General features: G+C 70.0%; 20 protein-coding genes and 2 tRNA genes. 7 read left to right on the plus strand and 15 right to left on the minus strand.

Annotation, left to right across the window (positions count from 1 at the left end; genetic code table 11):
- Nucleotides 1-340: 340 nt before the first annotated feature.
- Nucleotides 341-1351: a hypothetical protein gene (locus ACFVV1_RS20165; RefSeq protein WP_389990932.1), complete on the plus strand. Its 1011-nt coding sequence runs from the start codon at nucleotides 341-343 to the stop codon at nucleotides 1349-1351.
- A gap of 76 nt (nucleotides 1352-1427) precedes the next feature.
- Here the strand turns inward: ACFVV1_RS20165 and clpX are convergent, their stop codons facing one another.
- The 5 genes from clpX to ACFVV1_RS20190 all read right to left on the minus strand — a co-directional run bounded on the left by clpX (nucleotide 1428) and on the right by ACFVV1_RS20190 (nucleotide 6156).
- Nucleotides 1428-2726 (minus strand): ATP-dependent Clp protease ATP-binding subunit ClpX, encoded by a 1299-nt coding sequence (gene clpX, locus ACFVV1_RS20170; RefSeq protein WP_389990751.1) that lies wholly within the window; start codon nucleotides 2724-2726, stop codon nucleotides 1428-1430.
- A gap of 157 nt (nucleotides 2727-2883) precedes the next feature.
- Nucleotides 2884-3564: an ATP-dependent Clp protease proteolytic subunit gene (locus ACFVV1_RS20175; protein WP_383756184.1), complete on the minus strand. Its 681-nt coding sequence runs from the start codon at nucleotides 3562-3564 to the stop codon at nucleotides 2884-2886.
- 80 nt (nucleotides 3565-3644) lie between these two features.
- On the minus strand, nucleotides 3645-4250 hold the full coding sequence (locus ACFVV1_RS20180) for an ATP-dependent Clp protease proteolytic subunit (RefSeq protein ID WP_389990934.1): 606 nt from the start codon (nucleotides 4248-4250) through the stop codon (nucleotides 3645-3647).
- A gap of 263 nt (nucleotides 4251-4513) precedes the next feature.
- On the minus strand, nucleotides 4514-5929 hold the full coding sequence (tig, locus tag ACFVV1_RS20185) for a trigger factor (RefSeq protein ID WP_389990754.1): 1416 nt from the start codon (nucleotides 5927-5929) through the stop codon (nucleotides 4514-4516).
- Nucleotides 5930-6079: 150 nt separating this feature from the next.
- A tRNA-Pro gene (locus ACFVV1_RS20190) sits at nucleotides 6080-6156 on the minus strand.
- Between the two features lie 166 nt (nucleotides 6157-6322).
- Between ACFVV1_RS20190 and ACFVV1_RS20195 the strand changes: the two genes are divergently transcribed.
- Nucleotides 6323-6396, plus strand: a tRNA-Gly gene (locus ACFVV1_RS20195).
- A 118-nt stretch (nucleotides 6397-6514) separates the two neighbouring features.
- On the opposite strand, the gene ACFVV1_RS20200 is transcribed toward ACFVV1_RS20195, so the two are convergent.
- Complete coding sequence (locus ACFVV1_RS20200; RefSeq protein ID WP_389990756.1) at nucleotides 6515-6709, minus strand: hypothetical protein; 195 nt, start codon at nucleotides 6707-6709, stop codon at nucleotides 6515-6517.
- Nucleotides 6710-7189: 480 nt separating this feature from the next.
- On the opposite strand from ACFVV1_RS20200, the gene ACFVV1_RS20205 reads away from it, so the two are divergent.
- Nucleotides 7190-8344 (plus strand): acyltransferase family protein, encoded by a 1155-nt coding sequence (locus ACFVV1_RS20205; protein ID WP_389990758.1) that lies wholly within the window; start codon nucleotides 7190-7192, stop codon nucleotides 8342-8344.
- A 10-nt stretch (nucleotides 8345-8354) separates the two neighbouring features.
- Here ACFVV1_RS20205 and ACFVV1_RS20210 read toward each other — a convergent pair whose 3' ends face one another.
- Genes ACFVV1_RS20210 through ACFVV1_RS20220 form a run of 3 tightly spaced genes read right to left on the minus strand, consistent with a single transcriptional unit; the run spans nucleotide 8355 to nucleotide 12241 of the window.
- On the minus strand, nucleotides 8355-8861 hold the full coding sequence (locus ACFVV1_RS20210; protein ID WP_389990760.1) for an HD domain-containing protein: 507 nt from the start codon (nucleotides 8859-8861) through the stop codon (nucleotides 8355-8357).
- Between the two features lie 9 nt (nucleotides 8862-8870).
- Nucleotides 8871-11351, minus strand: a complete 2481-nt coding sequence (locus ACFVV1_RS20215) for an ABC transporter permease (RefSeq protein ID WP_389990762.1) — start codon at nucleotides 11349-11351, stop codon at nucleotides 8871-8873.
- Nucleotides 11351-12241 carry an ABC transporter ATP-binding protein gene (locus ACFVV1_RS20220; RefSeq protein ID WP_389990764.1) on the minus strand — a complete coding sequence of 297 codons (891 nt, stop codon included), beginning with the start codon at nucleotides 12239-12241 and terminating at the stop codon, nucleotides 11351-11353. The genes ACFVV1_RS20215 and ACFVV1_RS20220 overlap by 1 nt, the downstream gene beginning before the upstream one ends.
- Before the next feature lie 245 nt (nucleotides 12242-12486).
- On the opposite strand from ACFVV1_RS20220, the gene ACFVV1_RS20225 reads away from it, so the two are divergent.
- Nucleotides 12487-13683 carry a cation:proton antiporter gene (locus ACFVV1_RS20225; protein ID WP_389990766.1) on the plus strand — a complete coding sequence of 399 codons (1197 nt, stop codon included), beginning with the start codon at nucleotides 12487-12489 and terminating at the stop codon, nucleotides 13681-13683.
- A 133-nt stretch (nucleotides 13684-13816) separates the two neighbouring features.
- On the opposite strand, the gene ACFVV1_RS20230 is transcribed toward ACFVV1_RS20225, so the two are convergent.
- The gene (locus ACFVV1_RS20230) at nucleotides 13817-14962 is read right to left on the minus strand and encodes a PP2C family protein-serine/threonine phosphatase (RefSeq protein WP_389990768.1); all 1146 of its coding nucleotides are present in this window, start codon (nucleotides 14960-14962) and stop codon (nucleotides 13817-13819) included.
- Nucleotides 14963-15066: 104 nt separating this feature from the next.
- Here ACFVV1_RS20230 and ACFVV1_RS20235 point away from each other — a divergent pair, with 104 nt between their 5' ends.
- Nucleotides 15067-16299: a GNAT family N-acetyltransferase gene (locus tag ACFVV1_RS20235; RefSeq protein ID WP_389990770.1), complete on the plus strand. Its 1233-nt coding sequence runs from the start codon at nucleotides 15067-15069 to the stop codon at nucleotides 16297-16299.
- Between the two features lie 95 nt (nucleotides 16300-16394).
- Here the strand turns inward: ACFVV1_RS20235 and ACFVV1_RS20240 are convergent, their stop codons facing one another.
- Both ACFVV1_RS20240 and ACFVV1_RS20245 read right to left on the minus strand, forming a co-directional pair.
- Nucleotides 16395-17204 carry an Fpg/Nei family DNA glycosylase gene (locus tag ACFVV1_RS20240; RefSeq protein ID WP_389990772.1) on the minus strand — a complete coding sequence of 270 codons (810 nt, stop codon included), beginning with the start codon at nucleotides 17202-17204 and terminating at the stop codon, nucleotides 16395-16397.
- Nucleotides 17205-17310: 106 nt separating this feature from the next.
- Nucleotides 17311-17799 (minus strand): ribose-5-phosphate isomerase, encoded by a 489-nt coding sequence (locus ACFVV1_RS20245; protein ID WP_389990774.1) that lies wholly within the window; start codon nucleotides 17797-17799, stop codon nucleotides 17311-17313.
- A 270-nt stretch (nucleotides 17800-18069) separates the two neighbouring features.
- Between ACFVV1_RS20245 and ACFVV1_RS20250 the strand changes: the two genes are divergently transcribed.
- On the plus strand, nucleotides 18070-19521 hold the full coding sequence (locus ACFVV1_RS20250; protein WP_389990776.1) for an amino acid permease: 1452 nt from the start codon (nucleotides 18070-18072) through the stop codon (nucleotides 19519-19521).
- Nucleotides 19522-19622: 101 nt separating this feature from the next.
- Here ACFVV1_RS20250 and ACFVV1_RS20255 read toward each other — a convergent pair whose 3' ends face one another.
- Nucleotides 19623-20219: a biotin transporter BioY gene (locus ACFVV1_RS20255; RefSeq protein ID WP_266746198.1), complete on the minus strand. Its 597-nt coding sequence runs from the start codon at nucleotides 20217-20219 to the stop codon at nucleotides 19623-19625.
- A gap of 444 nt (nucleotides 20220-20663) precedes the next feature.
- Here ACFVV1_RS20255 and ACFVV1_RS20260 point away from each other — a divergent pair, with 444 nt between their 5' ends.
- A complete protein-coding gene (locus ACFVV1_RS20260) occupies nucleotides 20664-22091 on the plus strand; it encodes an amino acid permease (RefSeq protein ID WP_389990779.1) in 1428 nt (475 codons plus the stop codon).
- Nucleotides 22092-22175: 84 nt separating this feature from the next.
- On the opposite strand, the gene ACFVV1_RS20265 is transcribed toward ACFVV1_RS20260, so the two are convergent.
- Nucleotides 22176-22793 carry a histidine phosphatase family protein gene (locus ACFVV1_RS20265; protein WP_389990781.1) on the minus strand — a complete coding sequence of 206 codons (618 nt, stop codon included), beginning with the start codon at nucleotides 22791-22793 and terminating at the stop codon, nucleotides 22176-22178.
- Between the two features lie 34 nt (nucleotides 22794-22827).
- Nucleotides 22828-24255, minus strand: coding sequence for an FGGY-family carbohydrate kinase (locus ACFVV1_RS20270; RefSeq protein WP_389990937.1), 1428 nt, complete (start codon nucleotides 24253-24255; stop codon nucleotides 22828-22830).
- Between the last annotated feature and the right edge of the window lie 34 nt (nucleotides 24256-24289).

The following is a 24289-nucleotide window of genomic DNA, read 5'->3' on the forward strand; positions in this document are numbered from 1 at the left end:
CGCAGACTCGGCCAGTAGTACCTCGACAGCATCCGCACATGCCTGTGGGGCACGCGCTTCTGGTTACCCTCGCACTTCACGGCTTCCTGTGGCGGCCGACGTTGCCCGTCATCAAGGAGTGCGTCGAACAGCAGAATCGTCCGACGTACCTGAGCCCGGAGCAACCTGGAGAAGAGATTCCTCCGGGGCCGAAGCCGCGGGGCCCCACGCTGGATCACGCTGAAACCGGTTTGTTCGGTAACGGTGTGCCTCCCGGTGCCCCACGCCCGGGGGCCTTCCGTCAGGATGTTCGGAACGCATAAGCATTCCGATGAGCACTTCCGAACAGGGGACACCGCAGATGAGCTACAACCAGCCGGGCCCGTACGGCGGACAGCCGCCGCAGGGCCAGCCCGGTCCGTACGGTGGCCAGCCGCCGCAGGGCCAGCCCGGCCCGTACGGCCAGCAGCCGGGCCCGTACGGCCAGCAGCCGCCGCAGGGCCAGCCCGGTTACGGGCACCCGCAGCAGGCCCCTCAGGGTGTCCCGCCCCAGCAGCAGCCCCAGCCGGGCTACGGCTACCCCCAGGCCCAGCAGCCCGGCCCGTACGGTCAGCAGCCCCCCACTCCCCCGTACGGCGGCCAGCAGGCCTACGGCACGCCTCCCGAGGCCCCGAAGAAGAAGACCGGCCTGATCATCGGCGGCGCCGTCGTGGCGTTGGCGGTCATCGCGGGTGGGGTGTACTTCCTGACGTCGGGCGGGGGTGCGAGCAACAGCGATGTCGCGGACTCCACCAAGGGTTACAAGCTGACGCCTGCGGCTTCGGTGGACGACTACAAGAAGGCGTCGACGGGATCGGCTGCTTCGGCGCCGTTGACCGGCACCGAGAAGGCGAAGGCCGAGGAGATGGGAATCAAGAACCCCCAGCAGACAGCGGCCAGCTACAAGTCCGGTTCGGAGGACAACCCGCTCGCGGTGAAGGGCCTCACGCTCTCCGGCATCTGGGGTGATGTCACCGACCCCGCGAAGGTCATCGACAGCTCTTTCGTGAATGCCGAGAACAACATGAAGAAGGGCGACGAGGACATGGAGTACTCACTCGTCGGCAGCTCCAAGGCCGTCACTCCACCTGGGTTCAAGGGCGCGCTGATGAAGTGCCAGGACCTGAAGATGGTCAACAAGAAGGGCGATGGCACCGCGAAGAACGGCCCGAAGGAGATCGTGGCACCCATTTGCGTGTGGGCCGACTACAGCACGGTCGGCGTGGTCACCGGAGTCGACGTCGCGCTCTCCATGTCCGGCAGGGGCATGCCCCAGGAGGACGTGGCCGCCCTGGCCGCCAAGCTCTACAACACGTCCCGCACCAAGATCTGATCGCGTCACGACGTCGGAAGGGGCGCCCCGCCAGTCCAACTGGCCGGGCGCCCCTTCCGTTTGCGTTCACATGCCGCTACGCGGACTTCTCGTGCCGCCCGCCGTCGCCCTTGCCGATCGTGCGCGGTTCGCGCGGGACCAGCGTCGGGTTCACGTTGTTGCGGACGACGTCCGCCGTGATGACGACGCGGGCGACGTCCTTGCGGGACGGCACCTCGTACATCACGGACTGGAGGACCTCTTCCATGATGGCCCGCAGGCCACGCGCCCCGGTGCCGCGCAGGATCGCCTGGTCGGCGATGGCCTCCAGGGCCGGGCGGTCGAAGTCCAGCTCGACACCGTCGAGTTCGAACAGTCGTTGATACTGCTTCACCAGCGCGTTGCGCGGCTCGACGAGGATCTGCAGCAGTGCCTCGCGGTCCAGGTTGTGGACCGAGGTGAGGACGGGCAGCCGGCCGATGAACTCCGGGATCATCCCGAACTTCACCAGGTCCTCCGGCATGACCTCCTGGAACTGGTCGCTCGCCTCGATCTCGCGCTTGGAACGGATCGTCGCGCCGAAGCCGATGCCCTTGGCACCCGCCCGCGACTCGATGATCCTCTCCAGCCCGGAGAAGGCACCGCCCACGATGAACAGCACGTTCGTCGTGTCGATCTGGATGAACTCCTGGTGCGGGTGCTTCCGGCCGCCCTGCGGCGGTACGGAGGCGGTGGTGCCCTCCAGGATCTTCAACAGGGCCTGCTGGACGCCCTCGCCGGAGACATCGCGGGTGATCGACGGGTTCTCGCTCTTGCGGGCGACCTTGTCGATCTCGTCGATGTAGATGATCCCGGTCTCGGCCTTCTTGACGTCGTAGTCCGCGGCCTGGATCAGCTTCAGCAGGATGTTCTCGACGTCCTCGCCGACATAGCCGGCCTCCGTCAGCGCCGTCGCATCGGCGATGGCGAACGGGACGTTGAGCATACGGGCCAGGGTCTGCGCGAGAAGCGTCTTGCCGGAGCCCGTGGGGCCCAGCAGCAGGATGTTGGACTTGGCCAGTTCGATGCCGTCGTCCCGGCCCTGGGCGCCGCTGTTCTCGCCCGCCTGGACCCGCTTGTAGTGGTTGTACACAGCGACCGAGAGGGCCTTCTTCGCGGGCTCCTGCCCGACGACGTACCCCTCGAGGAACTCGTAGATCTCGCGCGGCTTGGGAAGTTCCTCCCACCGCACCTCGGAGGTCTCCGCGAGCTCCTCCTCGATGATCTCGTTGCAGAGATCGATGCACTCGTCGCAGATGTACACACCGGGTCCCGCGATGAGCTTCTTCACCTGCTTCTGGCTCTTTCCGCAGAACGAGCACTTGAGCAGATCGCCGCCATCACCGATGCGTGCCACGAGGTGCTTCCCCTTCGCCTGGGAGCAGCTTGGTTCAGCGGCTCCTGGTGCCTCTATCCGACGGTACCTTGCCTAGCCCCCCGTTCGGGCCCCCCTTGGCACGGTTCACACGGCCGAGACCGGGCGAACCCATCGCGCCAAGGGGCGAAGGCCGATGTCAGGCGGCCGTGGCCGCGCTCTTGCGGGTCGACACGATCTGGTCGACGAGACCGTAGGCGAGGGCTTCCTCGGCGGTCAGGATCTTGTCGCGCTCGATGTCGTCGCGGATCTTCTCCAGCGGCGTGGTGGAGTGCTTGGCCAGCATCTCCTCCAGCTGGGTGCGCATCCGCAGGATCTCGTTGGCCGCGATCTCCAGGTCGGAGAGCTGCTCCCGGCCGGTCTGCGAGGACGGCTGGTGGATCAGTACACGGGCGTTGGGCAGCGCCATCCGCTTGCCGGGCGTACCCGCGGCGAGCAGCACGGCCGCGGCGGAGGCCGCCTGGCCCATGCAGACCGTCTGGATGTCCGGCTTCACGAACTGCATCGTGTCGTAGATCGCCGTGAGCGCGGTGAACGAGCCGCCGGGGCTGTTGATGTAGATCGAGATGTCCCGGTCCGGGTCCATCGACTCCAGGCACAGCAGCTGCGCCATGACGTCGTTGGCGGAGGCGTCGTCGATCTGCACGCCGAGGAAGATCACGCGCTCCTCGAAGAGCTTCGCGTACGGGTCGTACTCACGCACGCCCTGCGAGGTGCGCTCCACGAAGCGCGGCACGATGTATCGGTTGTCCACCTGCGGGCCGGTGTAGAGGCCGCTCGCGGAGGCGCCGGGGAAGTTGTTCATGTGGGTGTTCACCATCCTGGTGGCGTTCTGTGGCTGGGTGTCTCGGCGTACGAGAGGTGCGCGGGGCGGTGGAGCCGATCCGGTGGGTGACCGGATCAGGCGCCGGTGCCGCCGCCGCCCGGAACGCCCGATGCGGCCGTGATGATCTCGTCGATGAGGCCGTACGCCTTGGCCTCCTCCGCGGTGTACCAGCGGTCGCGGTCGCCGTCGCGGATGATCGTCTCGACCGTCTGGCCGGAGTGGCGGGCGGTGATCTCGGCCATCCGCTGCTTGGTGCGCAGCAGGTACTGGGCCTGGATCTTGATGTCCGAGGCCGTACCGCCGATGCCGGCCGAGCCCTGGTGCATGAGGATGTCGGTGTTCGGGAGCGCGAAGCGCTTGCCCGGGGTGCCGCCGGTGAGCAGGAACTGACCCATCGAGGCCGCCATGCCCATGCCGATGGTGACCACGTCGTTCGGGATGTACTGCATGGTGTCGTAGACCGCCATGCCGGCCGTCACCGAGCCGCCGGGGCTGTTGATGTAGAGGTAGATGTCCTTGTCCGGATCAGCGGCAAGGAGAAGCATCTGCGCCGTGATCTTGTTGGCGATCTCATCGTCGACCTGCTGACCGAGGAAGATGATGCGCTCACCGAGCAGTCGGCTGTAGACCTGGTCACCGAGGCCTCCACCGAGGGGCGGCTCTCCGGCGGCGTAGGGCATCAGATTCGTCACGTATCCACCTGCTCGTCTCTGACGGCTCCGGCCGTCTCAGCGTCTTCGTACCGGTGGGCGGGGGCTCCCCTGCCCTTCCTACTCATGGACCCTAACGCGCAGGTAGGACAACGCCATCCCGCTTCCGCAACTGTTCGCTGGGAGCGCAAGGTCCGCAGTCCGCACAAGGGTTGTGGGGCACCGTACGCCATACGCCGACGGGCTCCGGACGCACAGCGTCCGGAGCCCGTCGTACGGGTTCAGCGCGAGGCTCAGGCCTCGGTCTTCTCCTCGGCGGCCTTGGCGGCCTCTTCGGCGGCGTCGGCAACGGCCTCGGCGGAGCCGTCGGCGGCCTCGACCGTCTCGATGGCCTCCTCGTCGTCCTCCAGCTCGACGGGCTCACCGTTGGTGTCGACGACCTTGGCGGCCTCGACGACCACGGCCAGCGCCTTGCCGCGGGCGACCTCGCCGACGAGCATCGGCACCTGGCCGCCCTCGACGACGGCCTGGGCGAACTGGTCCGGGCTCATGCCGGAGGAAGCGGCACGCCGCATGAGGTGCTCGGTGAGCTCCTCCTGGTTGACGTTCAGCTTCTCCTTGTTGACGATCTCGTCCAGGAGGAACTGGGTCTTGATGCCCTTGACCGCCTGCTCGGAGGTCTCGGCCTCGAACTCCTCGGCCGTCTTGCCCTGGATCTCCAGGTACTTGTCGAGGGTCAGACCCATCTGGCCGAGCTGGTGGTGCTCCAGGTTGTGCTTGCGGGTCTGGACCTCGTCCGCGAGCAGCTTCTCCGGGATCGGGACCTCGGCCAGCTTCAGCAGCTCGTCCAGGACGCGCTCCTGGGCCTGGGTGGCCTGCTCGTACTGCTTGGTGTCCTCAAGGCGCTTGCGGCTGTCCGCCTTCAGCTCGTCGAGGGTGTCGAACTCGCTCGCCATCTGGGCGAACTCGTCGTCCAGCTCGGGGAGCTCACGGGCGGCGACGGCGGTGACCTTGACGGTGACCTCGGCCTCCTTGCCCTCGGCCGAGCCGCCCTTCAGCTCGGAGGTGAAGGTGGCCTCGCCACCCGCCTCCAGGCCGGTGACCGCGGCGTCGATGCCGTCGAGGAGCTCGCCGGAACCGATGGTGTACGAGACACCCTCGGCCACGCCGTCCTCCAGCACCTCGCCGTCGACCTCGGCCTGCAGGTCGATCGTCACGACGTCGCCCTCGGCGGCGGCGCGCTCGACCGGGTTGGTGGAGGCGAAGCGCTCGCGGAGCTGCTCCACGGCCTTCTCGACGTCCTCGTCGCTGACCTCGAGGGCGTCCACGGTGACCTCGATGCCGGAGTAGTCCGGAATCTCGATCTCGGGGCGTACGTCAACCTCGGCAGTGAAGGCCAGCATTTCGCCGTCCTTCAGCTCGGTGATGTCGACCTCGGGCTGGCCGAGGACGTTGAGCTCACCCTCGTTGACAGCCTCGGTGTAGAACTTCGGGAGCGCTTCGTTGACGGCCTCCTCCAGCACCGCACCGCGGCCGAACCGCTGGTCGATGACCCGGGCGGGGATCTTGCCCTTGCGGAAGCCCTTCACCGTGACCTGCTGGTTGATCTTCTTGTACGCCGCGTCGAGGCTGTCCTTGAGCTCCTCGAAGGGCACCTCGACAGTGAGCCGAACCCGGGTCGGGTTCAGGGTCTCCACGGCGCTCTTCACGGTTCGGTCTCCTTGTGGCTGACTTCTTGGGGTTCTGCTCCGCCGCACGGTTGGCGACTTCGCGGACCGAGCCCGGCAGATCAGACACACGGGCACGCAATTTGCATAGTAACGGCAAGGAGACGGACTCCCACAATGCGATCTTGCCGATGGTCGGGGTGGCCGGATTCGAACCGACGACCTTCCGCTCCCAAAGCGGACGCGCTACCAAGCTGCGCCACACCCCGTCGGTGCGACACGTAGGGTACATGCAGACAGGCAGTACATCCGCCGCTTCGCGCAGGCCGCACCGAACGCGACACCGGGTGACCGCAATCGGGTGTGCGCACAGCGCCCGCGACCCGCTACGATGCTTCTCGTGCCGCCGGTCCCCGGACCTGCGGTGCAGTGCTTGCGGGCGTAGCTCAATGGTAGAGCCCTAGTCTTCCAAACTAGCTACGCGGGTTCGATTCCCGTCGCCCGCTCCATGCTTGGGCCCGGTCCGACGAATTGCTCGTCGGACCGGGCCTTTTGCGTTCCACTCGCGCCTCCTGTCCTGCCGCGCGCCGGAGCGCATGGCAGGGGAGGAACCGGACCGGGACCGGATCAGAACGTGATCTGGTTGATGCTCTCCGCTATGGAGTTCATGAACTTGTTGATCGACGGCGCCATGCCGGTCGATGCCAGGAAGAAGCCGAAGAGCACCGCGACGATCGCGGGTCCTGCCTTGATGGAGCCGCCTCGGATCAGGACCACCAGGATGATCGCCAACAGAAGCACCACAGACAGTGAAATGGCCACGACTGATCACACCCTTGGTCGGTCCGCCTTGCCGGCCCGGAGATGTGCGGCCGAGCACTTCTCCGTTCCGTCCATCGTGCCACCAACTCCCCCGTGCCGGCTGCCAGGTGACGGACCGAAGTGACGGGATCGCGCCATCCTTGCGCCCCGCGTGCGCCTGGGGCGCACGGCCGCACGGGAGGGGCGTCACCGGTCCCGCCCTTGCTCCGCGCACCTGTGAGTGATCTGTGAATAAAACAATCACAACGGCGTGCGACTGTGACGGTTTCCATACCCACACACTTCATTCACATGCAATTCCAAGGCCTCTGTGCGATGAAATTAATACCCCCCCAATCGCCTGCCGATATGCCCCAATTAATGGGGATGAATCTAGGCGTAACGGTCAGTTCATGGCGAATTCGCTTTTGATTGAACGCGAACACGCGATATCCGTGCGCGGTTTTACGCATGGCAATCGAGGCGTCTAGGGTGCTTTAGATGTTCCACGCTCCGAACGTATTTCAGAGGGCCCCGCTCCCATCGGCGACCCGGGAGTCGGAGCCCAGACGCCGAGGGACGACGACCGCCACCGCGGCGCCCCCCGCACCGGTGGCGAACAAGCCTCCGGCGGGTGCGCCGGCGAAGAAGCGTGACGCCTACTTCGACAACGTCAAATATCTGGCCATCGTGCTCGTCGCGGTGGCGCACGCGTGGGAACCGGTGATGGACGGCAGCCGGACCGCCCGTGCGCTGTACATGGTGGCGTACACCTTTCACATGCCGGCGTTCGTCATCATCTCCGGCTATTTCTCCCGCTCGTTCGATCTGTCCGCCGCCAAGGTGAAACGCCTGGTCACCGGCGTCGCCGTGCCCTATGTGGTGTTCGAGACGGCGTATTCGCTGTTCAAGCGGTACGCGGACGGCTCGCCGGATCAGCCGATCAGCGTGCTCGACCCCTGGTATCTCACCTGGTTCCTGGCCGCGCTGTTCATCTGGCGGATCACCACACCGCTGTGGCAGGCCCTGCGCCATCCGCTGCCGGTGGCACTCGTCATCGCCGTACTCGCCTCGTTCTCCCCGACGATCGGCAACGATCTCGATCTCCAGCGGGTTCTGCAGTTCCTGCCGTTCTTCGTGCTGGGACTCCAGCTGAAGCCCGAGCATTTCCAGCTGATCCGCCGGCGTGAGGTGCGGATGCTCGCGCTGCCGCTGTTCGCCGGGGCCCTGGTCTTCGCGTACTGGGCGGCGCCGCGGATGCAGCTGGGCTGGTTCTACCGCAGCAACAGCGCGCAGGAGATGGGCGCCCCGTGGTGGTCCGGTGCCGTGATGACGATGGCGATGTTCGGCTGCGCGCTGCTGCTCGCCATCGGGTTCCTGTCCTGGGTGCCGCGCCGCCACATGTGGTTCACCGTGCTCGGCGCCGGGACGATCTGCGGCTATCTGCTGCACGGATTCCTGATCAAGGGCGCCGGATACGCCGGGGTGTTCGACGTCTACGACTGGCTCTCGGCGCCCGCCGGTCTGGTCCTCGTCTCACTGGTCGCGGCCGGTGCGGTGACACTGATGTGTACGCCACCGGTACGGAGAGTGCTGCGCGTGGTGACCGAGCCGGAGATGAACTGGGCGTTCCGGCGGGACGCGGCCGGACGCTGACCCGGGTGGTTCAGTCCGTCGCCGTGTTGGCTTGAACCGATTGCTCGGCGGGCGATTCACCTGGGGTGAGCCCGAGCAACCTCCGTACCTGCGCATACTTCTCGGCCAGTCGGGTACGGGTCGCCGGTTCGAGTACGGCGAGGCGGGCCGGATCGGCGTTGTGTGCCAGGTCGGACTCCTTGATCAGCAGGGCGCCCGGGGTGTCGAGGATGCGCCGGGTGTACGAACCGAGGTCCTCGCCGTCACGTCTGGTGACGGCGAGGACCATGTCCTTGACCTGCTGGGGCAGTGCGGCGTCGGCCAGCCACCGTGCGGACAGCGCGTCGTCCTCGACGGCGTCGTGCAGCCAGGCCGCGGCGATCTGTTCGTCGCTGCCGCCCCTGGTCCGTACGCCTTCGGCGACGGCGGCGAGGTGCTCGGTGTACGGGCGTCCCGCCTTGTCCCGCTGGTCGGCGTGGGCCTCGCGGGCGATCGCCTCTACTTCGGCCAGGGTCAGCTGTGCGTGTGGAGTGGGCATGGCCCGACTCTACGGACGGGCGGTCGTCCGGCGCAGGGCCGCGCGGGCCGGGACCGTCGCGGCGGCGAGGCCGAGCCCGATGGTGGCGGCGACGAAAGAGCCGTACAACGCCGGTGGGATGTACGGCGATTCGCCTGTCAGTCCCTTCGCCATCGGGACGATTGTGGCCAGTGCGATGGCGGTGCCGAGCGCGGCCCCGGTCACCGTGACGAGAAGTGCCTCCCAGCGGATCATGTCCATGACCTGGCGGCGGGTGGAGCCGATGAGGCGGAGCATGGTCAGTTCCCGGCGGCGGTCGAGGACGGTCATCACCAGGGTGTTGACGGCGGCGACAGCGGCGAATCCGCCGAGGACCGCGGCCATGACGGTGTTGGCCCAGGCGTTGATCTCGCGGTCCTGGTCCTGCGCGGCGGCGTAGCCGGAGCGGTCGGTGACGGTGCCGAGCGCGGTGAGCTTCTGTGCGGCGGCGGGGGTGGCCCGTACCAGCACGTCGGAGGCGTACGGGGACGTGACATGGGTCTTCAGGTCGGTGGCGGGCAGGGTGACGAGGCTGGTGCCCAGGCCGCGGCCGTAGACGGCGACGATCCTCGGTGACGCCTCGGTGCCGTCCGGGAGGCGCAGGGCCAGCCGGTCGCCGGTGGTGCGCTTCGTGGAGCCGGCGAGGGTGGTGTCGATGGCGACGGTACCGGGCCGCAGGCCGGTGAGCGATCCGCTCCGCACGTCGAGGTCCTGGACCCTGACGAGGTCGCCGCCGGAGCCGACGACCCCCTGGGCGGAGGTGTTCTGGAGTATCCGGTCGCCGCCCGATCCGGTGGGCACCAGGACGGAGCCGCGGAGCAGGCCGACCGCGGTGGAGACGCCGGGGGTGGCCGCCGCCCGTGCGGTGGCGTCGGAGGCGAGGCCCGCCGGGGCGGAGACGATGTGGTCGGCGGTGATGGCGTCGCGCTGCTGGTGTGCGATCACCCGTTCCTCGCTGGTGTGCATGAAGACGAGCGTGGAGGAGAAGGCCATGGCGAGCACGATCGGGGTGATCGCGGAGGCCAGCCGGCGGGAGTTCGTACGGGAGTTGGCGGCGGCCAGCGAACCGGACGCGCCTGCCGCGCGCAGCGGGAGGCCGATGACGGCGGCACAGATCCGGGCGATCAGCGGGCCGAGGAGGCCGACCGCGATCATGAAGAACATGACGACGCCGAGTGCGGCGTTCGCCGCGTCCTCGCCGCTCGTGGAGGCGGCGACGCCCGCGAAAGCTACGCCGCCGACGAGGGCGGCGATGCCTAGCGGGGTGCGGATCCAGCCGAACGGGGGGCCTTCCACCGCGGACTGCGCGAGAGCCAGCCCCGGCTTGATCTTCGACGGCCTGCGGGCGGCGAAGTATCCGGCGCCCAGCGCGGTGAGCATCGTGGTGGCCGTGGCGACGGTCAGCGGCAGCCAGGACACGTGCAGATCGATCGGCCCGGGGATGGCTCCCTTGTCCTGGAGCTGCCCGAACCACCAGCGGGCCAGGGCGATTCCGGGCAGACAGCCGAGCGCTCCGGCGAGCGGGGCGATGAGCAGGGACTCGGTGGCGATGGTGCGGCGCAGCTGGCGCGGGGTGGCGCCGATGGCGCGCAGCAGGGCGAATTCGCGGCTGCGCTGGCCGACGGAGAGGGCTACCGTACCGGCGGCGGTGAAGACGGCGACCATGGTGGCGACGCCGCCGAAGGAGCCGCCGAGGCCGGCGAGGAGTTCCTGGGCGCCCGCGAGGCCCGCGTCCTCGACGCCGCCCCGGCCGTCACCGGTGTGGACCTGGGTGTGGGCGGTGTGGCCGACGGCCTTGCGCACCTGGTCGGCGAGGGCGTCGGTGGCGGTGCCCGGGGTGGCGAGCACGGCGATGGCGTCGACCCGGCCGGGGTGACCGGAGAGCTGTACGGCCTGCCGGTCGGCGAACCAGACGGTGGCGTCGGCGGCGGTGGTGCCCGCGACGCGGAACTCCCGTACGCCGACGGGTGTGTCGAGGGTGATGTTCTCGCCGGTGCGGTGCCCGGCGCCCGCGGGGACGACGACTTCGCCGGCCCGGGGCGCCTCTCCGGTGAGCAGTCGCGTGCCGGTGAGGGCGGTGGAGCCCCAGCCGTGCGCGGTGAGGGGGGTGGAGTCCTGCCGTACGGGGTAGCTGACGTCCCCGATCGCGGCTGCGGCGCCGGGGGCCGAGGCGGCCTTGTCCACCAGGGATTCGGGGAGCCGCGCGGTGTCCGGTACGGGGGTGGCGGCGTCGTACGCGCCCTCGCCGCTGCCGACCGTCATGTGGACCCGCTGGTCGGCGGCGACGACCACGGGTGCCTTCGCGTAGCGCTCCGCGGGTACGGAGGCGCGCAGGCCGGTCTCCAGCAGGATGCCGCAGGCGGAGACGATCGCCGCGGCCAGCAGGAGCGCGACGAAGGTCCCGGCGAACGACGCGGGTTTGAAGCGGACGGCCGCGCGGGCGAGGCCGTTCGGGACATGCGGCGTGAACATCAGGCTGCTGCTCCTGCATGGGCGGAGGCGTGGGCGGAGGCGTGGGCGGAGGCGTGGGCGGGCGCGTAGGCGGTGGCGCGGGTGGTCAGTGCGGTCATCCGGGCCGCGATCTGTGCGGCCCCGGCGCGCGGCAGGCTGTCCGCGATCGCGCCGTCGGCGAGGAAGAGCACCCGGTCCGCGTAGGCGGCGGCCGCCGGGTCGTGGGTGACCATGACGACGGTGGCACCGAGGGTGTCCACCGCGTGCCGGAGCAGGGTGAGGATCTCGGCGGCGGTGGTGGTGTCGAGGGCGCCGGTCGGTTCGTCGGCGAAGACCACATCGGGCCGGGTGACCAGGGCGCGGGCGACAGCGACGCGCTGCTGCTGGCCGCCGGAGAGCTGGCCGGGGCGGCGGTCGCCCTTGTCGCCGAGGCCGACCCGGGTGAGCATCTCGGCGGCTTCGCGGCGGCCGCGGGCGGAGCCGGTGCGCTGTCCGGCCAGGCGCATGGGCAGGACGACGTTCTGCTCGACCGTGAGGGACGGGAGCAGGTTGAAGGCCTGGAAGACGAAGCCGAGGCGGGTGCGGCGCAGCTCGGTGAGCCGGTTCTCGCTCATCCCGGTGATCTCGGTGCCGCCGAGGCGTACGGAGCCCTCGGTGGGACGGTCGAGTCCGGCCGCGCACTGCAGGAAGGTCGACTTGCCGGAGCCCGAGGGGCCCATGACGGCGGTGAAACTGGCGCGCGGCAGGGCGAGGTCGATGCCTCGCAGGGCGTGGACGGCGGAGCCGCCGCGACCGTACTGCCGACGAACGCCGCGCAGCTCGACGGCGAGGTCCGGGGAACCGGAGCCCGGTCGGACGTCCGCCGTGTACTGCCTGTCCTGCGCGCCCTGCCTGCTGCGTCGCAGCCCCATGATGTCCGCCTTCCGTTGCTCGCCGGACGGTTCTCCGACCGGTCTCTCGAACGTACGGATCACGGACGGGTCCGGACCATGGCGGCTGCTGGCGGATCTCGGGTGGGGCAAACCCCAGGGTGCTGCCGGGGGTGGCCATAGTTGCAACGTTAATCGTTCGGTAAACTAATTACTGACGATTCCTTGACGCTCTCTTGACCGACTGAAGGATCAGGCTCATCGGACACGCAGACACGCTCATCGCCATGGGCGGCGCCTTCCTCGCCGCCGCCGTTCTCGCCCGCGTCGGCAGCCGCATCGGACTGCCGACCATCCCCCTGTTCATCCTGGCCGGAATCCTGCTCGGCCCGCACACGCCCGGCATCGTGCTCGTCGCCGACCCGCACGACCTGGAGATGCTCTCCGCACTCGGCCTGGTGCTGCTGCTCTTCTACCTCGGCCTCGAATTCCATCTCGACGACCTCAAGGCCGGCGGCCGCAAGATGCTCGTCGCGGGCTCCGTCTATCTGGCGCTGAACGTCGGCGCCGGGCTCGCCTTCGGCTTCGTGCTGGGCTGGGGCACCTCGGAGGCCCTCGTCCTGGCCGGGGTCATCGGCATCTCGTCGTCGGCCATCGTGACCAAGATCCTGGTCGACACGAAGCGTCTGGCCAGCCCGGAGACCAAGACGATCCTCGGCATCATCGTCGTCGACGACGTCTTCCTCGCCCTCTACCTCGCCGCCCTGCAACCGATCCTGTCGCGCTCGGACAGCCTCTTCGCCGCGGTGCTCGACGGGGGCAAGGCGTTCGGCTTCCTGCTGCTGCTGGCGCTCACCGCCCGGTTCGGCACGAAGCTCATCAGCAAGCTGATCCACACCTCGGACGACGAGCTGCTCGTCATCTCCTTCCTCGGCGCCGCCGTGTTCGTGGCGGGGGTCTCCGAGTGGTTCGGGGTCGCGGACGCGATCGGCGCCTTCATGGTGGGCCTGATGCTCGGCAGCACGACGTCGGGCGGGCGCATCCTCAAGCTGGTCCATCCGCTGCGCGACGCCTTCGGGGCGATCTTCTTCTTCGCCTTCGGGCTCTCCATCAACCCCGGCGATCTGCCGGCCGTGATGTGGCCGGTGCTGGCCGCCGTCGCGCTGACCGCGGTGATGAACATCCTCTCCGGCATGGTCTCCGCACGGGTCTACGGCTTCGGCCCGCAGGCCGCGGCGAACATCTCCACCACCCTGACGGCCCGCGGCGAATTCGCGCTGATCCTCGCCACGATGGCCGCCGGCGCGGGGCTGGACGAGCGGCTCCCGCCGTTCATCGCCGGCTACGTACTCGTCCTCGCGGTCCTCTCCCCGCTGGCGGCCGGGCGGTCGCACTGGCTGGCCCGCGTCCTGCCGGGCGGGCGGGGCCGGGACGGGGACAGTGACAACGGCAGCAGCGCCGGGAAACTCGCGGTGCCGGCCTGAGCCGGCGACCGGCATGTCCGGGCCCGGGGTCCGCCGCGGCCGCGCCCCGTCCCCCGACATGCCGACGGCCTCGTTCCGGTGATGAACCGACTCCCGTTGACGTACGCCCGGTTCAACCCGGTTTGTGCACGGTTCAGGATGTGCGCGACAACAGCAGCAGCGCCCGGTCGTCGTTGACGTCCTTGGCGCACGCCTCGATCAGATGCCAGGCCGCGCCCTCGAAACCGGTGGCGACATAGCGGTCGGCCTCACCGGTGAGCCGGTCGATGCCCTCCGCGATATCGCGGTCGGACGCCTCCACCAGACCGTCCGTGAACAGCATCAGTACGTCGCCGGGGGCCAGCGAGCCCTTCACCGCGTCGAACTGTGCCGCGTCGTACACCCCGAGCAGGGGCCCCTCCGCGGCCTTCTCCTCCCACTGACCACTGCCCGAGTGGAGCTGCAGGGCCGGCGGGTGACCCGCCGAGAAGAGTTCGTAGTCGCCCGAATCGAGGTCCAGGACCAGATGGATCGAGGTGGCGAAGCCCTCGTCCCAGTCCTGGCGCAGCAGATAGCCGTTGGCCGCCGGGAGGAAGCCGTGCGGGGGCAGCGAGCCGAGGAGGCCGCCGAAGGCGCCGGACAGCAGCAGGGCGCGGGAGCCCGCGTCCATGCCCTTGCCGGAGACATCGGTGAGTACGGCCTCCAGGGTCCGCCCGCCGTTGGTACGGGCGGCGACGACGAAGTCACCGGAGAAGGACTGGCCGCCCGCCGGGCGCAGCGCCATCTCCCGGTGCCAGCCCTGCGGCAGCCGGGGCAGGGCGCTCTGCACCCTGATGCGTTCGCGCAGGTCGAAGAGCATGGTGCCGCCGCGCCGCCACGGCACGCCGACCCTGGCCCGGAACTGGGCGAGGATCAGCCCGAAGAAGCCGCAGGCCGCGACCACCAGGACGATGCCGGGCGTCACCCGGGCCGGGCCGTCCTGGTACGAGCCGAGTCCGAGCGACTCCACGATCAGGGCGGTGGCGGCGGTCGCGTACAGCCCCAGCAGGCTCGCGGGCCGCAGCAGCAGACCGCCGGCGACGATCGGCAGGACGAGCCCGGCCGGGGAGAACCACACCGGGTTGAGCAGCGTGGCGCAGGTGATGGCCGGAATGGTGAGCAGCAGTCCGGCCAGCGCGATCCAGTCCGATCCGTCGCCGCGGAAGTAGTCGACGCCGGACTTGCGCAGCGCGATGCGCGCCCGGTGCGCCGATTTCCGCAATCGGGCCGGGTACGAGTCTGCTCCTGCGCGTCGGGCCATTGCGGGGACCTTATCCACCCGATGGCCTCCGGTGCAGGGGGACCCCGTGACAATGCGTTCGAAATCGGGTCGACCGGCCGTCGAGCCCCTGATAGGGATGACCCATGACTACAGAGCTTCGCGTATTGCGTCCGTCCGAATGGAACGAATGGTTCGAGTGTCTGGAGCTGGCGTTCGGCGGTGTCGCGGAGCCACCCGAGCAGCGCGAGCTGGACGAGCAACTGACCGAGCACGAGCGGTCGATCGGGATCTGGGACGGCACCGATGTCGTTGCCACGGCCGGGGCGTTCAGCTTCCGGATCGCCGTGCCGGGCGGGGCGCTGGTGCCTGCCGCCGGGGTCACGATGGTGAGCGTCGCGTCCACCCACCGCAGGCGCGGGCTGCTGACCTCGATGATGCGCCGGCAGCTCGACGACGTCCGGGCGCTGGGCGAGCCGATCGCCGTCCTGACGGCGTCGGAGCCGGTGATCTACGGCCGGTTCGGATACGGCGCGGCCTCGCGGCAGATGTCCGCGACGATCGACACGGACCGGGTGCGGCTGACGGTGCCGGAGGGCACGGACGAGGTACGGCTGCGTCACGCGAAGCCGGACGAGGCGATGGCCGCGTGCGAGGGCGTGTACGAGCAGCTGGTGGCCGGCCGTCCCGGCACACCGGCCCACGGGCCCGGCTGGGAGCGGAAGCCGATGGTCGACCCGGTGAGTTCCCGGCAGGGTGGTTCGGCGCAGCAGTGCGTGCTGGCGGAGCGGGACGGGGAGACCGTCGGCTATGTGACGTATCACATCAAGCCGGAGTGGGAGCCGTCCGGCCCCAAGGGCACGGTCACGGTGAACGATCTCGCCGCGCTGGACCCGGCGGCGTACGCGGCGTTGTGGCGGTTCGTCTTCGAGATCGACCTGACGTCGACGGTCGAAGCGCGGAACCGGCCGGTCGACGATGCGGTTCTGCACCTGGTGTCGGACGTGCGGCGGTGCAACATCCGGGTCCGGGACTCGCTCCATGTGCGGCTGGTGGAGCTGGGGGCGGCGCTGGAGGCGCGAATGTATCGGGCACCTGTGGATGTGGTGTTCGAGGTCGAGGACGCGTTCTGCCCCTGGAACGCGGGGCGTTGGCGGCTCACGGGTGACGCGAAGGGGGTCGCGTCGTGCCGGCGGACCGATGATGCGGCCGATCTCGCACTTTCGGTACGGGAATTGGGCTCGGCGTATCTGGGCGGCGAGTCGCTGAGCGCGTTGGCCCTGGCCGGGCGGGTGCGGGAGCTGCGGGCGGGCGCGCTGGCGGAGGCGTCGCTGGCGTTCTCGTCGGACACGGCGCCGTGGTTGCCTCGAGGGTTCTAGGAGCGCGGTGGCCGTCCGGGGCGCGGAACTCCGCCCCGGGCCCCCCCGTCTGGCCCTTCTGCCCTCGAACGCCGGACGGGCCGGGATCTGCCGCGCTAGGCGCGCTGGCAGCCCGGGCACCAGAAGAGGTTGCGGGCGGCGAGGTCGGCGGTGCGGATCTCGCCGCCGCAGATGTGGCAGGCCTGCCGGGCCCTGCGGTACACGTACACCTCGCCGCCGTGGTCGTCGACCCGCGGCGGGCGCCCCATCGCCTCCGGCGTGTGCTCGGGGCGGACCGTGTCGATCCGGTTGTTCCGTACGCCCTCGCGCATCAGCGCCACCAGGTCGGCCCAGACCGCGTCCCACTCCGCGCGCGTGAGGTCCTTGCCGAGCCGGTACGGGTCGATGCCGTGCCGGAACAGCACCTCCGCGCGGTAGACGTTGCCGACCCCCGCGATGACCTTCTGGTCCATCAGCAGGGCCGCGACGGTGATACGGCTGCGGGAGATCCGCCGCCACGCCCGCTCGCCGTCCTCGTCGGTCCGCAGCGGGTCCGGGCCGAGGCGGTCGTGTATCGCGAGCTTCTCGGGGTCGGTGATCAGCGCGCACGTGGTGGGGCCGCGCAGATCCGCGTGGTGGTCCCCGTTCACCAGGCGCAGCCGGACGGTGTCGGTCGGCGGCGGGGCCGGGGTCGTACCGAAGCCCAGCTTGCCGAAGAGGCCCAGGTGGATGTGGACCCAGCCGACGTCCTCGAAACCGAGGAAGAGGTGCTTGCCGTGGGCGTCGACCCCGGTGAACGTCCGGCCGTCGAGCAGCGCGGCACTGTCGGAGAACTTGCCCTGCGGGCTGCTCACCCGCACCGGCCGCCCGGCGAACCTGTCCCGATGGTCCGCCGCGAGGCGGTGGATCGTGTGTCCCTCGGGCACGACGGCGGCTCTCCTCGGTGACGGTGCCGCGGTGACGCGACGATGTGACGGCGGGGGGAAATGACTGTGCCGCCGGGAGCACCGGCGGCACAGGGGCGGAAGTCGGTCAGCCCTGCTGCGGGTGGTGGGCCGGGATCGGGGGGAGCTCGCCGGTCGCCTCGTACGCGGTCAGCATCTCGATCCGGCGGGTGTGCCGCTCCTCGCCCGAGTACGGCGTGGCGAGGAAGATCTCGACGAACTTGGTGGACTCGTCCACCGAGTGCATCCGGCCACCGATGGCGACCACGTTGGCGTCGTTGTGCTCGCGGCCCAGCGCGGCGGTCTGCTCGCTCCAGGCGAGCGCGGCACGCACGCCCTTGACCTTGTTGGCGGCGATCTGCTCGCCGTTGCCGGAGCCGCCGATCACGATGCCGAGGCTGTCCGGGTCCGCGGCCGTCTTCTCGGCGGCACGCAGGCAGAACGGCGGGTAGTCGTCCTGGGCGTCGTAGATGTGGGGGCCGCAGTCGACGGCCTCGTGGCCCTGGGCCGTGAGCCACTCGACGAGGTGGTTCTTGAGTTCATAGCCGGCATGGTCCGAGCCGAGGTACACGCGCATGTTCCGAGTGTGGCACGAGCGTCGCCGGGTAGCCGTCATCGGGGTCGGGACCCTCCGGCCCGGTCCGCCCCGGCCCGGCGGCGACTGCGTGTGGGCTCGATGTGCAGGCTCTGTGTGCGCAACGTCACTGAGGCAACGATCCGGCCAAGGATTCGGAAGAAGGGGTTCCGCTTATTCGGTCCGGCGGGCTTCAATGCATCACTCGCTGCCGCACCCCACTTCGGCAGCCGGGCACGCACCGCGTGTTCCGAGAACGTAAGGATTCGATCCATGACGTCGCAGACGACTCTGGCCGGACCGGGCCAACAGCCCGGCAAGCCGGACCGGTCGGGCGGGCCGGACGCACCGGGCTCCTCCGACGGTCTCCAGGCGGGCCTCAAGAACCGCCACCTCTCGATGATCGCCATCGGCGGTGTGATCGGCGCGGGCCTCTTCGTGGGCTCCGGCGCAGGCATCGCCGCCGCGGGACCGGCCATCCTCCTGTCGTACGCGCTGGTCGGCCTGATGGTCGTCTTCGTGATGCGGATGCTCGGCGAGATGGCCGCCGCCCGCCCCAGCTCGGGCTCCTTCTCCGCCTACGCCGACCAGGCGCTGGGCCGCTGGGCCGGTTTCTCGATCGGCTGGCTGTACTGGTTCTTCTGGGTCGTGGTGCTCGCCGTCGAGGCCACGGCGGGTGCCAAGATCCTGGAGGGCTGGGTGCCGGGCGTCCCGCAGTGGGCGTGGGCGCTGATCGTGATGGTGGTGCTCACCGCGACGAACCTGGTCTCGGTCGGGTCGTACGGCGAGTTCGAGTTCTGGTTCGCCGGGATCAAGGTCGTGGCCATCGCGGCGTTCGTGGTCGTCGGACTGCTCGCCGTCTTCGGGCTGCTGCCCGGCTCGGACAATCCCGGCGCGGGACTCGCGCATCTCACCGACACCGGCGGGTTCTTCCCCAAGGGACCCGGCGCCGTCCTCACCGGCGTGCTGATGGTCGTCTTCTCCTTCATGGGCAGCGAGATCGTCACGCTGGCGGCCGGCGAGTCCGAGAACCCGCAGCGCGCCGTCCAGAAGGCCACCAACAGCGTGATCTGGCGAATCGCCGTCTTCTACCTGGGCTCGATCTTCGTCGTACTCACCCTGCTGCCGTGGAACGACAAGTCGATCGTGCAGGAGGGCGGCAGCTACGTCGCCGCCCTCAACTCCATCGGCATTCCGCACGCCGGCCAGGTGATGAACGTCATCGTCCTCACCGCCGTGCTGTCCTGCCTCAACTCCGGCCTCTACACCGCCTCGCGGATGGCCTTCTCGCTCGGCGGCCGCGGGGACGCGCCGAAGGCGTTCGCCCGGGTGAACAAGCGGGGCGTGCCGCAGGTGGCCATCCTGTCGTCCGTCGTGTTCGGCTTCGTCGCCGTGTTCTTCAACTACCGGTGGCCCGACACCGTCTTCCAGTTCCTGCTGAACTCCTCCGGTGCGATCGCCCTGTTCGTCTGGCTGGTCATCTGCTTCACGCAGCTGCGGATGCGGGGCATGATCCTGCGCGAGCAGCCGGAGAAGCTGGTCGTACGGATGTGGCTCTTCCCGTATCTGACCTGGGCGACCATCGCGATGATCTCGTTCGTCCTGGTCTACATGCTGACCGACGACGACGGACGTCAGCAGGTGCTGCTCTCGCTGCTCGTCGCGGCGCTGGTGGTGGCGATCTCGCTGGTGCGTGAGGTGCGGCAGCGCAAGGTCCGCGCCTGAGGCCATCGGCCACCACTCGACACGAACGCGGAAGAGGCTCGCCGGTCGGTGTCACGACCCGGCGAGCCTCTTCGGTGGGAATTGCGGCAGGAGCTACGGCATCAGCCGCGACGGCCGATGAGCTTCCAGGACGCGGGCAGCGCGCCCATCGCCAGCGCCGCCTTCAGCGCGTCACCGAGCAGGAACGGCACCAGGCCGGCCGCGATCGCGGCGCTCGCCGACATGCCGGTGGACAGCGCCAGGTACGGGACGCCGACCGCGTAGATGACCGCGGAGCCCAGCACCATCGTGCCCGCGGTGCGCAGCACGGAGCGGTCGCCGCCGCGGCGGGCGAGGCCGCCGACCACGGTGGCGGCGAGCAGCATGCCGAGGACGTAGCCGAACGAGGCGCCGCCCGCGCCGGAGCTGCCGCCCGCGAACCACGGCATGCCCGCCATGCCGATGAGCGCGTACACGGCGAGGGAGAGGAAGCCGCGGCGGGCGCCGAGCGCGGTGCCGACGAGGAGCGCGGCGAAGGTCTGGCCGGTGACCGGGACCGGGGAGCCGGGCACCGGGACGGCGATCTGGGCGGCGATGCCGGTGAGCGCGGCGCCACCGAGGACCAGGGCCGTGTCGACGGCGTAACGGTGCCTGGCGGCGGGCAGCAGGTCGGCGAGGACCGCTCCGGTACGGGCAGGGGCGGCGGCAGCAGTGCTCATCGGGACTCCGCGGGGTGAGGGCAGGTGAGGGCAGGTGGGACAGACTGAGGCCGACGTTAGCCCAGGGGTTAACGCTCGATCACCATCAGTGGCCCACAAAGCGGCAACCGGAGCATTGGTGGGGTTCGCACAAAGGGGCTTGCGCAATCACGTGACGGCGTGATGCTCGTCACTGAGGTGGGGGCGGATCGACTCATATTCTGCCGGGAGGGCCCGCCGGGAGAGACTGTAGGTTTTCGCCAAATCCACCCGGCGACCGGCCGGCGATCACCCCGGCCCCGTCCCGTACTCGGGTCTGCACCTTGCGTGAGCATCGCGCCCGTATAGCGGACAGCGATTCCGTGTGGACGGGGCGCATGACCAGACTGTGCGCGCACGTACGCCCACGTACCCCCACGTACCCCCACGTACTCCCGTGTCTCACCTACCGAACAGAGCTTGTCCATGTCTCGGATTTCCGCGTCTCCCCCCACCGGTTCACCGGCCGCCGTCTCCGATGCCGGGGCCGATTCCGCGCTCACCCACGGACTCAAGCAGCGCCATCTGTCGATGATCGCCCTCGGCGGCGTCATCGGCGCCGGGCTCTTCGTCGGCTCGGGTGCGGGTATCGCCGCCGCCGGTCCGTCGATCGTCATCGCGTACGCCGTCTCCGGGCTGCTGGTCATGCTCGTGATGCGGATGCTCGGCGAGATGTCGGCCGCGAACCCGGCCTCCGGTTCCTTCTCCGTCCACGCGGAGCGGGCGATCGGGCCGTGGGCGGGCTTCACCGTGGGCTGGGCGTTCTGGGTGCTGCTCTGTGTCGCCGTCGGCCTGGAGGGCATCGGTGCCGCGAAGATCGTCACCGGCTGGCTGCCGGGTACGCCGGAGTGGGCCTGGGTCGCGCTGTTCATGGTGGTCTTCCTGGGCACGAACCTGGCCTCGGTGAAGAAGTTCGGCGAGTTCGAGTTCTGGTTCGCCACCCTCAAGGTCGTGGCGATCACGCTCTTCCTGGTCCTGGGGGTGCTGGCGGTCCTCGGCGTGCTCCCCGGCACGGACGCGCCCGGCGCCGCCAACCTCAAGGGCGAGGGCGGATTCATGCCGAACGGTGCCGAGGGCCTGGTGATCGGGCTGCTCGCCTCCGTCTTCGCGTACGGCGGTCTGGAGACCGTGACCATCGCGGCGGCCGAGTCCGAGAACCCGGTGCGGGGGGTCGCCACGGCCGTGCGGACGGCGATGTGGCGGATCGCGCTCTTCTACGTCGGCTCGATGGCCGTCATCGTCACGCTGGTCCCGTGGGACGACCCGAAGGTCGTGGAGGTCGGCCCGTTCTACGCGGCCCTGAACCACCTCGGCATCAGCGGCGCCGCCGAGATCATGAACGTGGTCATCCTGGTCGCCCTGCTCTCCGCGATGAACGCCAACATCTACGGCGCCTCGCGCATGGCCTGTTCGCTGGTCGCCCGCGGCCAGGGCCCGAAGCGGCTCGGCCGGATCTCCTCGGGCGTGCCGCGCGCCGCCGTGCTGGTCTCGTCCGTGTTCGGCTTCCTGTGCGTGCTGCTCAGCTACTGGCGCCCCGACGACGTGTTCCCGTGGCTGCTCAACATGATCGGCGCGGTGATCCTGGTCGTCTGGATCTTCATCGCCCTCTCCCAGCTGGTCCTGCGCGACCGGCTGGAGCGCGAGGCCCCGGAGAAGCTCGTCGTACGGATGTGGCTCTTCCCGGTCCTGACGGTGCTGGCGCTCCTGGCGATGCTCGGCATCTTCATCCTGATGCTGCTCCAGCCCGGCACCCGTGACCAGTTGGTGGCGACCGGCGCCCTGACCGTCGTCCTGGCGGCCGTCGGTGTCCTGCGGCAGCGGCGGGCCGTGGCAGTCAAGGGCTTCCGGGGCTGAGGTCCGGCACGCGGGGCCGTCGAGGACGTCCTGCGCGCAGGGCACGTTGAGGACGTCCTGCACGCAGGGCACGTCGAGGACGCCCTACGCGCAGGGCACGTTGAGGGAGAGCAGCGCGCCGCCCTCCTCTCCGATCCGTACCTCGCTCACCGCCCCGTTCCGCAGCCGCGGGAAGACCCTGCGGTAGGCGCCCAGCGGAATCGACAGCAGCTCGCACAGCACGAGCCGCAGCAGGGTGTTGTGCGCGACGACGAGCACCCGCTGCCCCGGGTGCCCGTCCGCGATCCGGCGCAGCGCCATCGCCCCCCGGGCCGCCGCCGCCCGGGGGTCCTCGGCCCCGGGGAAGGGGTGGGCCACCGGGTCGGCGCGGTATTCCCGGGCCCGCTCCGGGTGCTCGGCCGCGAACTCCGCCAGGGTCCGCCCCTCCACCTCGCCGAAGTCGCATTCGCGCAGGTCGTGTTCGCGGCGGGGGACGAGGCCGAGCGCCCGGCACGCGGGCTCCGCCGTCTCGACGGCACGCGTGAGTGTCGACGTCCAGATCGCGTCGACCGGGTGCCGGGCCGCCCATTCGCCCAGCTGCCGTGCCTGGCGCCGGCCCTCGTCGGTGAGGGCGATGTCGCTGACCCCGGCGTAGCGGTTCTCCGCGTGCCAGACGGTCTGACCGTGGCGGACGAGCAGCAGGGTGGCCGGGCTCCTGGTCATGGCTTCTCCGTTCGGTTCGGGTGGTCGCGGATGGTCACGACCGCTCCGCCCGGGTGCGGGCGTGGGCGGCGACCGGGCCGGGCAGCCAGCCGCGTCGCTCCAGTTCGTCCACCAGGGTGAGGTACGGCTCGGTGTACCACGCCGTGCGCACCGGGTGCGGGTGCAGTACGTGGCGCAGCCGCACCATCGCACCCGCTGTCCTGATCAGGCTGGTCCCGGCCCCCGCCCCGTACGCGGCGAGGACCGCCATGCCGAGGGCGGGTTCGCTGTACTGCGGGATGCACACGGACCGGCCCAGGATGTCGGCGCGCAGCCTGCTCCAGTAGCCGCTGCGGGCCGCGCCGCCGGTGAACGTGAGCCGGTCGTACTGCTGGGCGCCGAGCAGGTCGAGGTAGTCGAAGCAGAGCCGTTCGACCAGGCCCACGCCGGTGAGCAGGGCCAGCCAGTGCTCGGCGTCGGAGGCGGGCTCGCCGAGCAGGAACCCGGTGGCCTCCGGCGCGACGAAGGGGAACCGCTCCCCCGTCGCCACCAGTGGATACGCCACCACCCGCGCCGGTTCGTGATCGCGGGCCAGCGCGTCCATGCGGATCGGGTCCACGGCCGGGAAGGCGGCGGTCAGCACCCCGCCGCCGACGCCCGAGGCCCCGCCCGGCAGCCAGCTCCCGTCCGGCGCGCGGTGGTTGTAGACCACCCCGGCCCGGTCCTGCACCGGCGACGAGGTGACCCCCTTCAGCACCAGCGTCGTACCCAGCACCGAGTTCCAGGAGCCGACGGTGAGCGAACCGGAGGCGATCTGCGCCGCGCACCCGTCCGTCATCCCGGCCACGATGGCAGTGCCCGCCGGAATCCCGGTCTCCTCGGCCGCCGCCCGCCCCACCTCGCCGATGCGCGTCCCCGGCCGCACCACGTCCGGGAACAGCCCGTCGGGCAGGCCCAGCTTCCCGAACCTCCGCCGCGGCCACTCGTCCCACTCCAGGTCGTAGCCGGTCTTCAGGGCGTGGCTGGAATCGGTGGGCAGCGGCGTCCCGGCGAGCCGCGCCAGCACCAGATCGGCCTGGTGCATCACCCGTACGGCGCCGCCCGTCCCTCCCCCGTACTCCCTCAGCAGCCACATCACCTTGGGCAGGGCCCAGCTCGGCGCGGTCCCCGCCCTGGCCGCCTCCGCGACGGCCCGCCCGTCGTCGTACATCACCCCCGGCGTCAGCGGCCGGCCCGCCCGGTCGCCGAGCAGAACCGTGCCGGAGGTGGAGCAGACGGCGAGCGCACGCGGTGCGGGGCAGTCGCGCAGCGCCTGCCGGCTGGCCGCGCACAGCGCCGTCCACCAGTCGAGGGGCAGCTGCTCATGCCGTACGCCGTCGCGTCTGCCCGTGAGCGGGGCCGAGCCGCTGCCGAGGATCTCACCGCTGTCTCCTGCCACCACCGCCCGGACGCTCTGCGTGCCGAGATCGATGCCCATCCACATATCGGTCCTCTCTGTGAACTTCTCACTCTGCACC

It is taken from the genome of Streptomyces sp. NPDC058092 (assembly GCF_042884935.1).
Classification (GTDB): domain Bacteria; phylum Actinomycetota; class Actinomycetes; order Streptomycetales; family Streptomycetaceae; genus Streptomyces.